Raw genomic sequence first — 16,444 nt, 5'->3', positions numbered from 1 at the left:
CACCAAGTCTCACGTGCGTTCGACTTGAATTAAAAGATTCCGAGCGTACATGTGAGTAAAAAGGAGAGAAAACATGCGTACATGGGAGGAAATTCGGGAAGATTTTCCGATTCTAAAAGAAAAAATACATGGAAAAGATCTGATCTATCTGGATAATGCGGCGACGACACAGTTGCCGCAGCAGGTGCTGGATTGTTTTGTGGAGCATTATACAAAGTATAATGCGAATGTGCACCGAGGAATCCATTATTTAAGTGAACAGTCCACGATGCATATGGAAGCAGTGCGGAATAAGCTAAAAGATTTTTTGCATGCAGAGAATCAGGGAGAGATCATCTTCACTTCCGGAGCGACGGATTCTGCAAATCTGGTGGCGCAGAGCTTCCTGCGTCATGTATTGCAGCCGGGCGATGTGGTGCTCTCCACAGAGCTTGAGCATCATGCCAACTTTGTTGTGTGGCAGCAGGTCTGTCAGGAATGCGGAGCGGAGTTTCGCATGATTCCGACCGTGGATGGTGAATTGGATATGGATGCAGCACACAAGATGCTGTCAGATAAAGTGAAATTGCTGGCAGTCACCGCTGTATCCAATGTAACGGGAACCGTGGTTGATATCGAAACACTGATCGCATGGGCGAAAGAATATGAAATTCCGGTGTATATTGATGCTGCACAGGCGGTGCGCCATCGAACTTTTGACCTGGCAGGATTGCAATGTGATTTTCTTGGCTTTTCCGCCCATAAAATGATGGGACCGACGGGTGTCGGCTGTCTGTTTGTACGTGAAAAATGGCTGAATGAAATGCAGCCATATCGTTACGGTGGCGGCATGATCGACATTGTGACAGAAGAAAAAACAACGTTTGCCGAGCTTCCGGCGCGGCTGGAAGCAGGCACACCGAATTACAGTGGAATCATCACCTGGGGCGCGGCCCTGGATTATCTGATGGACATCGGAATTGAGCGAATGGCTTCCTATGAAGAAGAGCTGATAAAGAAGGCAGAAGAAGTTTTAGAGGCTATTCCACAGGTGAACATATTGGGGCATCCAAAACAGCGGGCAGGCTGTATTTCCATTCAGATCGATGGTGTGCATCCTTATGATTTTGCAAGTATGATCGACAAATATGGTGTGGCAGTGCGGACAGGAAGTATGTGTGCGCAGCCAATCGTGAATAAAATGGGATTAGACACAGTGATTCGTATTTCTCCGGCATTTTACAATACGATGGAAGAAATGAAAAAACTTGGCGAATACACAGAAAAAGTAATTGCTTTTTTTGAGAGGATAAAACGATAGAATAGTATGGGGATATTTTGTGAGACTGTTCCGAAAGGAACATTATAAATCAATTTTGGAGAGGGCAGCACCTAAGCGTGCTGTCCTTTTTCAGCATGAGAACCGGTTGTAATTAATAAAAAGTTTATAGAAAATTCCTTGTGTCATGGCGAAATTGCGGTATAATATAGAAAAAGTTATCATAATTAATGCAGAATTTCACAGATTTTTCATACTGCTTGAATCTGCAATGACGCAATGAACGTACACAGAAAGGGGTTTTGAAAATGGCTTTTTTTGACAAATTAGGAAACACAATTTCAGCAGCAGGAAAAACAGGATTAAGCAAAGCAAAGGAAATTAAAGATACAGCGCGAATCGCATTAGATATCCAGGAACGCGAAGGTGCAATCCGTAAACTTTATCAGGATCTTGGTCAGGCATATTATCATGCACATAAGGATGATGAGAATTCCGAATATACACAGATTGACGAGATTAAAGCAGCGTTTGAAGAAATCGGTGAACTGAAAGCTGCGAAAGATGGTATTCGCGGAATCAGAAGATGTCCGGAGTGTGGTGCAGCTGTTGCTGATGATGCGAATTTTTGTTCTTCCTGCGGTGCAAAATGTGAGAAACCGGAGCCGGAAGTATATGAAGGTGAAGTAGTAGATTCTGAGGAAGAAGCAGATGAGGAAACTGCGGAATCAGAGGAAGAGGATGCTCCGGTAGAAGAGGAAGCATTTGAAGACGAAGAGAAGACAGAAGAATAAAAAGTGATGCAAAAATCTGTTTGACTTTTAGAAAAACAGGAAATATAATGACTACAAACGAGTAGCGAGTAAGCGTAAATCCAGTTTACCAGCTACTCGTTTTTCTGTTTGGTAGAAAATTGTATCGAATTTTCTATCAAATAAAAGACATTTCGTGCAGATGATGTACATTCGCGCGTAGTTAAATCTAATATTTGTAAGAAAAAGTGTGTAGCCTGCCAGCGTAAGTCCAGCTTATATGACAGAACCACACTTTTTTTGATGCAGAAAAGGGAGGAATGGAAATAAAATGGCAGAAAGTAACAAGATGAGAGATATGCCGGTGAATAAGCTGATGATTCAGATGGGAATCCCAATGATTCTATCAATGGCATTACAGGCGGTTTACAACATTGTAGACAGTGCATTTGTAGGAAATATGAAAGTGGGCAGTGAAGCAGCATTAAATGCTTTGACTTTGGTATTTCCGGTTCAGATGCTTATGGTTGCAGTTGGAATTGGAACAGGTGTAGGAACCAATGCACTTCTGGCAAGGACACTGGGGCAGGGAAACAGTAAAAAAGCTGCGAAGGTAGCAGGAAATAGTCTGTTTCTGGGTGTAATCATTTACGTCGCATGTTTTCTTTTTGGCATCTTTGGAGTGAAAGCGTATATTTCATCTCAGACAGTAGATACTGAAGTGCTCGAAATGGGTGTCAGTTATCTGCGGATATGTTGTGTGATTTCTTTTGGAATTATCTTTTTTTCTTTATTTGAAAAATTACTTCAGGCAACGGGACGTTCTCTTTATTCTACAATCGGACAGGTGGTCGGAGCAGTTGTAAATATCATTCTGGATCCGATTATGATCTATGGTATTGGATCGGTTCCGGAAATGGGTGTAAAAGGAGCAGCTTACGCAACCGTGATCGGTCAGGTGGTATCTGCAGTTTTATTATTCATTTTCCATATGAAACTGAATAAAGAATTTGAACATGGGGTGAAATTTATGAAGCTGGATACGGGGATTATAAAGGAAATCTATGCAATTGGTCTTCCGGCGATCATTGCGCAGGCATTGATGTCTATTATGGTTTATGTAATGAATCTGATTCTAAAGTTTGATCCGTCAGCACAGACAGCATATGGTCTGTTCTATAAAGTACAGCAGTTTGTTCTGTTTCTTGCGTTTGGACTCAGAGATGCAATCACTCCGATCCTTGCATTTGCTTATGGAATGAGAAGCAGGAAGAGAATCCAGGATGGAATCAGATATGGTTTGATCTATACCATTGTATTAATGATTTTTGGCATTGCAATTACAGAGATTTTCCCCGGAGCATTTGCTACGCTGTTTAATGCGGGAGAGTCGCGGGTATACTTTATCAGTGCAATGCGGGTGATTTCTGTCAGCTTTTTATTTGCTGGAATTAATGTTGCTTATCAGGGGATTTATCAGGCACTGGACGGTGGTGTGGAATCATTAATTATTTCGCTTTTGAGACAGCTTGTGATCATCTTACCATTAGCTGGGATTTTTTCTTGGTTTGTCAGAAACGGTCAGATAGGGGTTTCGTTAATCTGGTGGGCTTTTCCCATTACCGAAGTGATTGCGTGTCTTGTGGGATATCTGTTTTTAAAGAGAATAAGAAAAAATGAAAGCAATAAAATGTGAAAAAACTGTGAAATTAGCACTCGAGTGTTGACATGGCTAATAATAGGTGCTATAGTACAGATAGAACAAAGGAAGAGAGATAAAAGGAACAAAGAAAAGTTCCGAAGATCCAAAAATCCAATGCTCAATGAGAACAACACTTCGGTTACTCCGAATGTGCAGACAATAAAGACAATTACTGAAAGGAGTAATGACTTATGATGATGCCTAGAATTTTTGGAGAAAACTTATTTGATGATTTTATGAACGACTTTGCATTCCCGGATTTTACAGACAGTGCAAATATTGAGAAAGCTTTGTATGGTAAACATGCTAAAAACATAATGAAGACAGATGTCAAAGATACCGAAAACGGATATGAAGTAGATATCGATCTTCCGGGCTTCAAGAAAGATGAGATCACAATGAAACTGGAAAACGGTACATTAACCGTCAGCGCAGCAAAAGGTCTTGACAAAGATGAAGAGCAGAAGGATAAGAAATATGTAAGACGTGAACGTTACGCAGGTGCTATGAGCAGAAGCTTCTATGTGGGCGAGCATGTAGCAGTAGAAGATATCCATCCGAAATATGAGAATGGTATTTTAAGCTTTACCGTTCCGAAAAAAGAGCAGAAAGCAGTAGAAGAGAAAAACAAATTTATTGCCATTGAAGGTTAATCTGAACGCTTTATCTCTCCCTAAATAAAAATCCCTGGCAGGAAATAGATCCTGCCGGGGATTTTTTTGTCAAAGAATTACAAAGAGATATTTTGCGTTGATGCTTGTTTCGGAAACGCTGTTTTGGTATAAACAATCATTAATATTGCACCGATCAACCAGGAAATCGGATATACCATGTATACACCATCAATGGTTGGAATATGTGGTACTGCCAGCCGGATCCAGATCACGCGGTAAACACAGAGTGAGAACAGGATAATGACCATTGGCGGAACAGATTTTCCGATTCCGCGGATGGCGCCTGCCAGTCCATGCATAATGGCCAGCAGGAAATAAAATGGGCAGAAGTACAGCATGGCTCTTACACCAAATTCGATGACCGTCGGATCTTTGGAAAAGATACCGATCAGCGGATGTGCAAACAATAGCAGGATACTGCCGACGCAGATACAGTAAATAACACCCATGGCAACAGTGACCCGCATGCCTTTCCGCACACGCTCCATATTGCCGGCTCCGTAATTCTGTCCGGAAAAAGTAGTAGCTGCCATACTGAAACTCATGACGGGCAGAATGTTAAATCCGTCGATCTTGATATATGCCGCAAATCCCGCCATGGCGAGCGCACCATAGCTGTTGACACTGGCCTGAACCAGAACATTTGCAAAAGAAATTACGGTATTCTGGATGGCGGTCGGTACACCAACCTGGATAATACGGATAGCAACCGTTTTATGAATCCGGATTTTTCTCAAGACTACTTTGTAGCTTTCATTTACACGCATCAGATAAAGCATACAGAGTACGGCAGAGAGCAGCTGACTGATATCTGTCGCAATCGCAGCGCCGGCAATGCCCATCTTTAAGACGGGGATAAATAACAGATCCAGTATAATATTGGTAAAAGAAGCAATTGCCAGATATAATAATGCGCGCTTGGAATTGCCGACAGCGTTCAAAATGCCACTTGCCATATTATAAAGAATACTGAAGATCACGCCTGCGAAATAAAGCCGCAGATAAGTGATGGATTGAGGCATAACTTCTTCTGGTGTGCCCATCCAGCGAAGAATCTGCGGAGACAGAATAAGACCGGCAGCAGTCAGGACAACGCCGAGGATCAATGCAATTGCCAGTGCAGTATGTACGGACTCATGGATTCCTTTTTTGTTCTGTGCACCGATAAACTGGGAGACAATAACACCGGCACCGGCACCGGCTCCCATACTGAAAGAAATCAGCAGCATGATCAGGGAAGAACTGGAACCGACGGCAGCCAGAGCTTCACTTCCAAGGAAATTTCCGACCACGATCGAGTCGACCGTATTATATAACTGCTGAAGCATATTTCCCAGAATTAGCGGAATAGAAAAAAATAAAATATGTTTCCAGATACTTCCTTCTGTCATCAGGGTAGAATGTGATGTCTTTTTCTTGTGTAATGCAATCCCCATATTTGATAGACTCCCTTCTGTTGTAACTTGTATAAAAGAATGTTTCACGCAAAATAAAGTTCCAGAAAAAATACTCATGTGTTATGTATATAAGTATATATTGCATTTTCCCTGAAACTTTATAGAATTTTTTCATTGAATCTATTATAACGCTTCTTATTTGTAAGAATCAATATAGAAATATGCAAAGATATAGCCTCCGGCAGAATTGCAGAGTAAATGAGCATTGCTTTGTAAAAATCTTTGCTGAAAACCAGCTTTATGCCTGTCTGCTTCATTGACTTTTCAGGGTGCCTGTGATACGCTTAACTACTAGGAAAAAAAGAAAAATTCGTCCGTATAAAACCCAAAAGGAGTGATTTGATTATGTGTAAAACCTGCAAAGGAAAATATTATATGACAACAGCGATTGCCTACACATCAGGCAAACCGCACATTGGAAATACTTATGAGATCGTACTGGCAGACAGTATTGCCCGTTACAAACGACAGGAAGGTTATGACGTATACTTCCAGACCGGAACAGACGAGCATGGTCAGAAAATCGAGTTAAAGGCAGAAGCAGCCGGTGTGACACCGAAGGAGTATGTCGATAAGACTGCCGGAGAAGTAAAACGCATCTGGGATTTGATGAATGCTTCTTATGACAACTTCATCCGTACAACGGATGAAGATCATGAGAAACAGGTGCAGAAAATCTTCAAAAGACTGTACGATCAGGGAGATATTTACAAAGGATATTATGAAGGAATGTACTGCACACCGTGTGAGTCTTTCTTCACAGAGTCTCAGCTGGTAGACGGCAAATGCCCGGACTGCGGTCGTGAGGTTCAGCCGGCTCAGGAGGAAGCATATTTCTTCAAAATGAGCAAATATGCGGATCGTTTGATCGACTATATCAATACACATCCGGAATTTATCCAGCCGGTTTCCAGAAAAAATGAGATGATGAACAACTTCCTGCTGCCGGGATTACAGGATCTGTGTGTATCCAGAACTTCTTTCAGCTGGGGTATTCCGGTAGATTTTGATCCGAAGCATGTCGTATATGTATGGCTGGATGCGCTGACAAACTATATTACAAAGATCGGTTACGATGCAGATGGAAATTCTTCAGATCTGTTCAAGAAAAACTGGCCGGCAGATCTTCATCTGATCGGTAAAGATATCATTCGTTTCCATACGATTTACTGGCCGATCTTTCTGATGGCTCTGGATCTTCCGCTACCGAAACAGGTATTTGGTCATCCGTGGCTGCTTCAGGGCGATGGAAAAATGAGTAAATCCAAGGGCAACGTACTGTATGCAGACGAGCTGGTAGATTTCTTCGGCGTAGATGCAGTCCGTTACTTCGTGCTTCATGAGATGCCGTTTGAAAATGACGGCACGATTTCCTGGGAACTGATGGTGGAGCGTGTAAACTCGGATCTTGCAAATACGCTTGGAAACCTTGTAAACCGTACGATCTCCATGAGCAACAAATATTTTGGCGGCGTGGTAAACAAAACAGGCGTTGAGGAAGACGTAGATGCTGACCTGAAAGCAGTTGTAACAGGAACCCGCGACAAGGTAGCTGCAAAAATGGATCAGCTGCGTGTGGCAGATGCAATTTCAGAAGTATTTACCTTATTCAAGAGATGCAATAAATATATTGACGAGACGATGCCTTGGGCACTTGCAAAAGATGAGGCAAAACAGGATCGTCTGGCAGAGGTTCTCTATAATCTGGTAGAGAGTATCAATATCGGTGCAGAGCTGTTAAAGAGCTATCTGCCTGAGACATCTGCAAAAATCCTTGCTCAGATCAACGGCGCAGAGCGTGATTTTGACGATCTGGCAACCTTTGGTCTGCGTGAGAATGGTTTGAAAGTAACGGATACACCGGAAATCCTGTTTGCACGTCTGGATCTTGCAGAAGTTATGAAAAAAGTAGAAGAACTTCATCCGCAGGTTACAGAAGAAGCACCGGCCAGGGAAGCAGAAGCTGATGAGGAAGTGATCGACATCGAACCAAAGGAAGAGATTTCTTTTGAGGATTTTGGAAAAATGCAGTTCCAGGTTGGTGAGATCATTGCCTGTGAAAAAGTGAAAAAATCCAAAAAACTGCTTTGCTCCCAGGTGAAAATCGGAAGCCAGGTAAAACAGATCGTTTCCGGAATCCAGAAACATTACACACCGGAAGAGATGGTTGGCAAGAAAGTGATGGTACTTGTAAACCTGAAACCGGCAAAACTGGCAGGTGTGCTTTCCGAAGGTATGCTGTTATGTGCAGAGGATGCAGAGGGTAATCTGTCCCTGATGACACCGGAGAAAGCAATGCCATCCGGAGCGGAGATCTGCTAATGATTTTTGATACACATGCACATTATGATGATGAACAGTTTGATACAGACAGAGATGCTCTGCTGCGCGGAATGGCAGAGCAGAATGTCGGCACGATCATAAATGTCGGTGCGTCTTTGGAAGGCTGTTGGCGCAGTGTGGAGCTGGCGCATCAATATCCCTTTGTCTATGCGGCCGTTGGCATTCATCCGGATGAGGTGGGAGATTTAAACGAGGAGTCTTTTGCCCGTCTGCGGGAAACCGCCCGCATGGAAGAAAAAGTAGTCGCTATCGGTGAAATTGGTCTTGATTATCATTGGGATGTTCAGCCGCACGAAGTGCAGAAGTACTGGTTTGTAAAGCAGATGGAACTGGCGAAAGAACTGGATCTGCCGATTGCGGTGCACAGCAGAGATGCGGCAAAAGATACCTTTGATCTGATCGCAGCCAGAGGAAAAGGTCAGCGTGGCGTGATCCATTGTTATTCCTATTCTCCGGAGATGGCACAGGAATATGTAAAGCTCGGATATCATATCGGACTCGGCGGTGTGGTTACATTTAAAAATGCAAAAAAGGCAAAAGAAACTGCCAGACAGATTCCGCTGGAGCGCATTTTACTGGAAACGGACAGCCCGTATATGGCACCGACACCATTTCGTGGAAAACGTAACAATTCCGCATACATTGATTATGTGGCGCAGGAAATCGCAGATCTGAAAGGAATTTCCAAAGAAGAAGTGATTGCTGTTACCGAAGAAAATGCAAAGAAGTTATTTGCAATTATTTGATAAGATGGCTCTGAATCGTTGAAATATAGGAGAATCATATGAGTGAAAACAGACCAAAACCGTATCTTGGAAATCCGCAGGAGACCATTGCGGTATTAAACCGTTATAAATTTGCATTTCAGAAAAAGTTCGGTCAGAATTTCCTGATCGATACCCATGTGCTGGAGCGCATCATCGATGAGGCTGGTATTACACCGGATGATTTTGTGCTTGAAATCGGACCGGGTATCGGTACCATGACCCAGTATCTTGCCTGCGCAGCCCGTGAGGTTGTGGCAGTGGAGATTGACAAAGTGCTGATCCCGATTCTGGAAGGTGATACGCTGAAAGCATTTGACAATGTAACTGTCATCAATGAAGATATTTTAAAAGTGGATATCAACAAACTGGTGGAAGAGAAAAACGGTGGCCGTCCGATCAAGGTGGTGGCAAATCTGCCATATTACATTACGACACCGATCATCATGGGACTTTTCGAGAGTCATGTACCTATCGAGAGCATCACGATCATGGTGCAGAAGGAAGTTGCAGACCGTATGAAAACCGGACCCGGTTCCAAAGAATATGGTGCCCTGTCTCTGGCGGTACAGTATTATGCAAATCCGGAGATTGTAGCAAATGTTCCTCCGAACTGCTTTATGCCTCGGCCAAATGTCGGTTCCGCAGTGATCCGTCTGACAAGACATGAGACACCTGTGGTTGATGTCAAAGATGAGAAGCTGATGTTTCGTATTATCCGTGCATCCTTCAATCAGCGTAGAAAGACACTGGTCAATGGATTGAAAAATTCCGGTGAGATTAATTTTAGCAAAGAACAGATCGAGGCGGCGATCACAACCATCGGCAAACCGCTGACAATCCGTGGAGAGGCACTGACGCTGGCTGAATTTGCAGCGTTATCCAATGCTTTTTCTGATATGTAATGATCAGATAAGAATATCTCATGCGTTTGGCTTGAAGGAATCAAAGGATTTTGTATAAGAATAAAGTATCTGTGGAATAAATAATAATCTGAGTCATAAAGTTTAGAATGAAAGAAAAATTCAAACTTTATGGCTCAATTTTTATATTGGTTATTTTTGTTCCCTTCCTGTTGATGCTCTGGGTAGAGGGAGGCTTCGGAGGGAGACAGGCGGATCCTGTGCAGCAACAGATCGAAGAGGCACTGCCTTTTGTGGTCGCAAAGGAGGTTTCTGTTGGAAGCAGAACAGAAACACTGAAAGCGCAGGCAGTCATTGCCAGAACGAACCTCTGGGGAATGTATCTGAAAAATCAGAGTGATGATGCACAGGGAAAAAGAGATTGGCTGGAGCCGGGTGGAACAGAAGACTTAATGACATTGTGGGGAGCATCTGCCTATGAGAAAAATATGGAGAAATTCAGACAGGCTGTGAAGGAGACGCGTGGTGAGATCCTGACCGTTGAACATCAGCCAATCCAGGCGGCATACCATTATGCGGCAAATTGCAAAACCCGAAATGCATCGGAAGTTCCGGGGCAGGAAGCCGCAGTGTATCTGCAGAGCGTGGATAGCCCGGATGATATGCTGGCGGATGGATTCTTAAGCATCAGCTATATGGAAAAACAGCAGATGGCAGATGCATTGGCATCGTTGTTTCAGGAGGATGCTCCACAGGCGGAAAATTTGCCGGGAGCACTGGAACTGACAGTCAGAGACAGCGCCGGTTATGTGACGGAGGTCACCTGTGGAAGGACGGTGGCAAACGGCGAGGCAGTACGTCAGGCACTGCATTTGAATTCAGCCTGTTTCTATTTTTCAGAGCTGGATGGAAAGATACGGATTTTGACAAAAGGCATTGGGCATGGGCTCGGTCTGAGCCAATACGGTGCCAACGAACTGGCAAAACAGGGGAAGAATTACCAGGACATTCTGAAATATTATTATCAGGATGTTACGTTAGAACACTGGTAATGATTATATGATTTTACATAATTTATGATGTCAGGGTCAAAAGCCTGAAATAATTAATTTCTGTATTGAATAGTTTTTCATTTTTCCGGAAAGAATAAAAGTAAAACAGCAGCCGATGGCGGAATCTGGAGGAGAAAAATGGAAAAAAAAGAAAGACGACGGGTACTTATTCATAGACAGAAATCATATTTGACAGCAGGCGTGGTCACATTGGTGGCAGTAGTGGCCATGATGGGCGCATATCAATACGAAAAGCGTGCAGAAAAACAGGAACAGCAGGAGCAGGTGACTCTGGCGGAGCAGACGGATACCGCTGAAACACAGAATACCACAAATGCGGATGATACGCAGGAGACCATGGTGACACAGAAGCCGGATCAGCAGACTGAAAATACGGTCAGCAATCAGGCAGACAGTTCTGCCCTAGCGCAGACGGATACCGTGCAGGGAAGCACAGACACGACGGCAGTATATCAGCAGGTACAGACCAATGAAGAACCGGTGCTGCACTTTGCGGCGACAGATACCATTGGCTGGCCGTTGGAGGGCGATGTAATTCTGAATTACAGCATGGATCGTTCGGTATATTTTGCCACATTGGATCAGTATAAATATAATCCGGCACTGATCATTGCCGGGGCAGTAAATGACCGTGTAGTGGCTGCTTCCGATGGACAGGTTATCGGTGTGGATACCACCGCAGAAACCGGACAGACGGTGACCATTGGGCTGGGAGACAGCTATCAGGCCATCTACGGACAGCTCAAGGAACTGGAAGTGTCAGCCGGTGATTATGTCAGCCAGGGAGACACCATTGGATATCTGGCAGAACCGACAAAATACTATTCCGTGGAGGGAGCCAACCTGTATTTTGCCATGACAAAAGAAGGAAAACCGGTGAATCCAATGGATTATATAAGATAAGTAATGATTTGATCTCAGAATGTTTTGCGGATCGTATTTGCAGCACACATTTTATTCGGAATTGTGTATAATAACAATATAGAGATCAAAATTCGCAATCGATATAAAAATGATACAGTTTTACTTCAGAAAAAGACGGTTATCTCAATCTGAATTGAGATTTCGCTTCTGCAAGTGATGAGTAATAACAAATCTTTTTCAGTCGGAGAACCGATTCCTGACCTGAATAAAATACAGTACGTCGATTGCTTTTTATAAGAGTGCCTGAGATGCCATGAATGATGGAAAACCAGAGATTTTGATGTGGCATCTCGGGATACAAACATAAAAAAAGCAATAGTATAAATACCTGATCGTACAGATGCAAAAGCATACTACAAAGTGAGATGATCAGAATAAAAAATGGGAATAAAATGAGAGTGACAACAGAGAACACAAAAAAAACGGCAGAGACAGAAACAAAAAATGCCTCCGTAAAAAAAGCAGATGAACAATCAACAGAATCTGCAAGAAAAAAAGCAGAAAAACCGAGTGGGAATGCAGCTGCAAGAAACTATACATATATTTTGAAATGCGGGGACGGAAGTCTCTATACCGGATGGACAAATGATATTGCAGCACGTCTGGAACAGCATCGCAGTGGAAAAGGAGCGAAATATACCCGGGGACGGGGACCGCTGGAACTTGTGTATCTGGAAGTGCATGATACAAAGTCAGAGGCAATGAGCCGGGAAGCGCGGATCAAACGATTTACAAAAAGAGAAAAACTGAATCTTCTTGGAACAGAAGAATGGCGCTTGGAACTGACAGGAACAGAACTGGAGTTGCTGGGATAAAGTTTTGCGAGAAAGAGGAAACAGATAAAAAACTGCCTTTGGGGGCAGTTTTTTATCTGTTGCGGTCTGGTTATCGGGAAACAATAAGTTTGCAGATCGGATTTCCCATAGAGGAAAACTTCTGCTCATATTCAGTCATGACATTTCCCTGATTCAATGTTTCATCATGGTGCAGATCCCAGGTGAAGGCATCCAGATGCCAGCCTGCCGGTTCCACCTGCTCCAGAGAAAACTGAAACAGATCTTTGTTATCGGTCTTAAATTCTACATGACCTTCCGGTTTCAGGATCTTATCATATCTGCCGAGGTAAGTCGTGGAAGTCAGACGTCGTTTCGCATGTCTGTCTTTGGGCCACGGATCGGAAAAGTTCAGATAAATGCGGTCTACTTCATGTTCAGCGAACATATTGCAGATATTTTCAGCATCCATACGGACAAAACGCAGGTTTTCCGGCAGTGTCTCCAGTGCATCTGTTTTTTCCAGAGCACGGATAAGCACGCTGGAATATTTTTCAATACCGATATAGTTGATTTCCGGATTCTGCTGTGCCAGTGTTGTGATAAACTGGCCTTTTCCCATACCTACTTCAATGTGAATCGGATGATTATTTCCAAAAACTGTATGCCAGTTTCCGGCCTGAGGATTTTCCTCGAGAATACACAATGGATGCTCGGCGATAGCCTCCCGGGAACCGGGTACATTTCTTAATCTCATATAAAATTAGTCCTTTCTTTTGTAAAGTTTCAACATATCATTGTAAAAACAAAGGAATCGCAATCGTTCTGATTCCCATGATTGAAATGTCAGATGTAAAACAGTTTTATGTCTGTCTGGTATTTTACTATAAGATGCGAATTGCGACAAGTAAATTACAGTTGTTTGGAGGATAAATGCAGTGCATTTTATTAAGATATCATGAATTTTGCATGATATGTCCTGTTTCCTGGTGCGGAAGCGGCGTTTTTACTGGACGGAGTATCGAAATTTTGCTATGATAGTAGTTGTGTGAATTCCAAATTTATACAGATTTTTCTGCATGTATCTGAGAAAAAAGATGATAATCAGCAGATTTGTGGGAAAAATAGAGTGAAAGATACAAAGTATGCAAACGCGATGGATAATGGTGCTGTTTGCCATATTTGGAGGAAAAAATGAGAAAATTTTTAAAGAGAATGACAGGCATTTTTCTGTGTGTGGCGATGGCAGCAGGTGTTTATGGTGCAATTCCGGCATATGCAGAAGGCACGGATACAGGTACTGATATCCAGGAACAGGCTGCACAGTGGCCAACGGGACCGGCGGTTCAGGCAGCCAGTGCAATCATCATGGATGCGTCCACCGGAACGGTTTTATATGAAAAGGATGCAGATACGCCGCGTTATCCGGCAAGTATTACCAAGATCATGACGACACTGCTGGCATTGGAAAATTGCAATCTCGACGAGATGGTGCATTTTTCTGCGACAGCTGTATATGAAAATGAGGGCGGTACGTCCCATATTGCCAGAGATCTGGATGAGGAAATGACACTGGAGCAGTGTCTGTATGGTATCATGCTGGAATCTGCCAATGAGTGTTCCTATGCAGTGGCAGAACATGTAGGCGGCGGTGATTATCAGAAATTTATCGATATGATGAATGCCAAGGCAGCAGAACTTGGCTGCACCAATACACATTTTAATAACTGTAACGGTCTGCCGGATCCGGCGCATGTGGTTAGTGCCCGTGATATGGCGCTGATTTCCAGAGAGGCTATTAAGAACAGTATGTTCCGCAAAATCGTAGGTACAGTGCGCTATGAGATTCCACCAACAAATAAACATGCGGATCCGACGCCGTTGAACAACCACCACCAGATGATCAGCGCATACAAAGGCCGTCAGAATCTGTATGAATACTGTATCGGCGGCAAGACCGGCTGGACATCCGATGCCGGAAATACACTGGTTACGTTTGCTGAAAAAGATGGTATGACACTGATCTGTGTAGTCATGAATTGCACGGCAGGTGGTCAGTATGCTGATACGAGAACATTGTTTGACTATTGTTTTGAAAACTTCAAACTTTATAATGTGGCACAGAACGAGACACGCTATGAGAATACAAATAAACAGGAAAACACGTTGTTCACGGAATGGAATGCCTTTGCAAAAGTGGAAGATGATGCACAGATCATCCTTCCGGCAGCTGCTAATTTTCTGGATACCCAGACAGAAGTGAATTACGATCAGGCCGGGGGAAGTATCCTCGGAACGCTGGTGTATTCTTATGGTGGCCGCCAGGTGGGAACTGCGAATGTAGTGACGACCGGAGCAAAAGTGGCGGAGTACCCGTTTGGAGAAAAATCCGGAACCATTCAGAAATCAGAGAGTGCGAAGGAAAATGATACTTCTGTGGCAGCAGATTCTTCAGATAAGACAAAGTCAGATGCAGCAAAGAATGACATCGGAAAGAAAAAAAGTCTTTCTATCAGCAGAAATAAATTGTTGCTGGCAGGCGGCAGTGTGGCTGTTGCCATTGTGATCGTACTTGTCATCTGGTTCCTGATAAATAACCACAGACGGATCTGGCGCAGGAAAAATACGCGGGACCGCCGTTATAAAACTATCCGGAACAACCGGAAGTGGAACCGCCGGGGTGGCCGGAAATAAGACATAAAATTAAATATAATATAAATCATATAAGACAAAATCGGAGAAATTTTTCTCACTCGCTAGACGCTCGCTGAGGAAAATTTCTCCGATTTTGCTATTTACGTTAGTATATTAGTATGAGTTGCTTTAGATTGCCGGGAATTTCAGCTCTTTGTATTTGCCATATTTCTGCTGTACCACGTCCATATGTTCAAAGAAATCAATTCTTGTCTTGATGATCTCGTTTAAGTGCTCAGCACGGGCAGCATTTACATTTCGGTCACGGATCAGTCCGTTCTCAGCCAGAACAAATTTATACTCACCGTTCTCATCTTTTACAAGGTCTCCGCCTGCACCACAAACTGCGCACTCAAACGGGAATTCGATTCCATCCCAGTGCTTGTCGCCTTTGTAGATCAGCGCGGAATGACATCTCGGGCACATTCCCTGATCTGCATCACCGAGCCATCCACGCTCTTCTACCGGAGTGTTGATTGCTTTGATGATATTTTCCCCCATCTTGTGGGCACGTTCAATCTGCTCGTCACGGAGTAATACATTACCCGGACGTCCGTTTCTGGTAGAAAGCATCTGGTCAACAACCTGTACAGACTGAGTGAACATGGTAGCACTCATGCCTTCGAGAGCCAGTGTCTGCCAGTCGTGACAGGAACCGCCCACTGCGATGAGTCCGCCGACCATATGCGGATCTTCTTTGACTGCGCCGATCTCAAGCAGGAAAGAAAGCTCGTAAGCCAGAAATCTCTGCGCGAATTTCAGATACAGGGAGCTTGGAGTCAGATCGTATGTAGGAACACCAACGATGATAGCATTGCAGGTGTACATTTCCTGAACAATCTTGTCCATGTCATCTTTGTCTTTCAGGATACAGCCGTTGTATTTGTCTGCTTTTCCCATTGCTACGTTACCCATCTGCATGGTACATCCCTCGCATCCGGTACAGTGCTCGATGTTGTAATCAAATAAGTTGATGAGTTTACACTCAGCACCGGCCTCCTGACAGGCAAGCAGAGCTTCTTTCACTAAAATTTCGCTGTTTCCGTTGTGGCGTCCTGCCACGATACCTAAAACCTTCATTGTAAAACCTCCTGTTTTTATATCGTTTACTGGTTTGAACGAACAGGTCGCAAACCGACTGCGTTCATGAGCAAGTAGCGAAAGCGG

General features: G+C 43.6%; 14 protein-coding genes. 11 read left to right on the top strand and 3 right to left on the bottom strand.

Annotation, left to right across the window (positions count from 1 at the left end; translation table 11 throughout):
• Positions 1 to 73 precede the first annotated feature (73 nt).
• From HMPREF0373_RS15525 to HMPREF0373_RS15510, 4 genes are all read left to right on the top strand, one after another.
• Entirely contained in the window at positions 74 to 1,300 is a 1,227-nt protein-coding gene (locus tag HMPREF0373_RS15525; protein ID WP_021740760.1) for an aminotransferase class V-fold PLP-dependent enzyme, read from the top strand.
• A 266-nt stretch (positions 1,301 to 1,566) separates the two neighbouring features.
• Positions 1,567 to 2,052 (top strand): zinc ribbon domain-containing protein, encoded by a 486-nt coding sequence (locus HMPREF0373_RS15520; RefSeq protein ID WP_021740759.1) that lies wholly within the window; start codon positions 1,567 to 1,569, stop codon positions 2,050 to 2,052.
• A gap of 289 nt (positions 2,053 to 2,341) precedes the next feature.
• Positions 2,342 to 3,706: an MATE family efflux transporter gene (locus HMPREF0373_RS15515; RefSeq protein ID WP_021740758.1), complete on the top strand. Its 1,365-nt coding sequence runs from the start codon at positions 2,342 to 2,344 to the stop codon at positions 3,704 to 3,706.
• 197 nt (positions 3,707 to 3,903) lie between these two features.
• The gene (locus HMPREF0373_RS15510; RefSeq protein ID WP_021740756.1) at positions 3,904 to 4,365 is read left to right on the top strand and encodes an Hsp20/alpha crystallin family protein; all 462 of its coding nucleotides are present in this window, start codon (positions 3,904 to 3,906) and stop codon (positions 4,363 to 4,365) included.
• A 77-nt stretch (positions 4,366 to 4,442) separates the two neighbouring features.
• Here the strand turns inward: HMPREF0373_RS15510 and HMPREF0373_RS15505 are convergent, their stop codons facing one another.
• Positions 4,443 to 5,822: an MATE family efflux transporter gene (locus HMPREF0373_RS15505; RefSeq protein WP_021740755.1), complete on the bottom strand. Its 1,380-nt coding sequence runs from the start codon at positions 5,820 to 5,822 to the stop codon at positions 4,443 to 4,445.
• A 366-nt stretch (positions 5,823 to 6,188) separates the two neighbouring features.
• Here HMPREF0373_RS15505 and metG point away from each other — a divergent pair, with 366 nt between their 5' ends.
• From metG to HMPREF0373_RS17675, 6 genes are all read left to right on the top strand, one after another.
• Positions 6,189 to 8,165: a methionine--tRNA ligase gene (gene metG, locus HMPREF0373_RS15500; protein ID WP_044964975.1), complete on the top strand. Its 1,977-nt coding sequence runs from the start codon at positions 6,189 to 6,191 to the stop codon at positions 8,163 to 8,165.
• The gene (locus HMPREF0373_RS15495) at positions 8,165 to 8,932 is read left to right on the top strand and encodes a TatD family hydrolase (RefSeq protein ID WP_021740752.1); all 768 of its coding nucleotides are present in this window, start codon (positions 8,165 to 8,167) and stop codon (positions 8,930 to 8,932) included. The genes metG and HMPREF0373_RS15495 overlap by 1 nt, the downstream gene beginning before the upstream one ends.
• Positions 8,933 to 8,970: 38 nt before the next feature.
• Positions 8,971 to 9,855, top strand: coding sequence for a 16S rRNA (adenine(1518)-N(6)/adenine(1519)-N(6))-dimethyltransferase RsmA (gene rsmA, locus HMPREF0373_RS15490; protein ID WP_021740751.1), 885 nt, complete (start codon positions 8,971 to 8,973; stop codon positions 9,853 to 9,855).
• A 218-nt stretch (positions 9,856 to 10,073) separates the two neighbouring features.
• The gene (locus tag HMPREF0373_RS15485) at positions 10,074 to 10,865 is read left to right on the top strand and encodes a SpoIID/LytB domain-containing protein (RefSeq protein ID WP_167618734.1); all 792 of its coding nucleotides are present in this window, start codon (positions 10,074 to 10,076) and stop codon (positions 10,863 to 10,865) included.
• Between the two features lie 138 nt (positions 10,866 to 11,003).
• Positions 11,004 to 11,789 carry a M23 family metallopeptidase gene (locus HMPREF0373_RS15480; protein ID WP_021740749.1) on the top strand — a complete coding sequence of 262 codons (786 nt, stop codon included), beginning with the start codon at positions 11,004 to 11,006 and terminating at the stop codon, positions 11,787 to 11,789.
• 413 nt (positions 11,790 to 12,202) lie between these two features.
• Positions 12,203 to 12,625 carry a GIY-YIG nuclease family protein gene (locus HMPREF0373_RS17675; protein ID WP_081695287.1) on the top strand — a complete coding sequence of 141 codons (423 nt, stop codon included), beginning with the start codon at positions 12,203 to 12,205 and terminating at the stop codon, positions 12,623 to 12,625.
• 70 nt (positions 12,626 to 12,695) lie between these two features.
• Here the strand turns inward: HMPREF0373_RS17675 and trmB are convergent, their stop codons facing one another.
• Positions 12,696 to 13,340, bottom strand: coding sequence for a tRNA (guanosine(46)-N7)-methyltransferase TrmB (trmB, locus tag HMPREF0373_RS15470; protein ID WP_021740746.1), 645 nt, complete (start codon positions 13,338 to 13,340; stop codon positions 12,696 to 12,698).
• Between the two features lie 437 nt (positions 13,341 to 13,777).
• On the opposite strand from trmB, the gene HMPREF0373_RS15465 reads away from it, so the two are divergent.
• Positions 13,778 to 15,277 (top strand): D-alanyl-D-alanine carboxypeptidase family protein, encoded by a 1,500-nt coding sequence (locus HMPREF0373_RS15465; protein WP_021740744.1) that lies wholly within the window; start codon positions 13,778 to 13,780, stop codon positions 15,275 to 15,277.
• A 129-nt stretch (positions 15,278 to 15,406) separates the two neighbouring features.
• Here the strand turns inward: HMPREF0373_RS15465 and HMPREF0373_RS15460 are convergent, their stop codons facing one another.
• On the bottom strand, positions 15,407 to 16,357 hold the full coding sequence (locus tag HMPREF0373_RS15460) for a flavodoxin family protein (RefSeq protein ID WP_022035379.1): 951 nt from the start codon (positions 16,355 to 16,357) through the stop codon (positions 15,407 to 15,409).
• Between the last annotated feature and the right edge of the window lie 87 nt (positions 16,358 to 16,444).

The organism is Eubacterium ramulus ATCC 29099 (genome assembly GCF_000469345.1).
GTDB lineage: Bacteria > Bacillota > Clostridia > Lachnospirales > Lachnospiraceae > Eubacterium_I > Eubacterium_I ramulus.
This window is presented reverse-complemented; position numbering and strand designations above follow the sequence as displayed.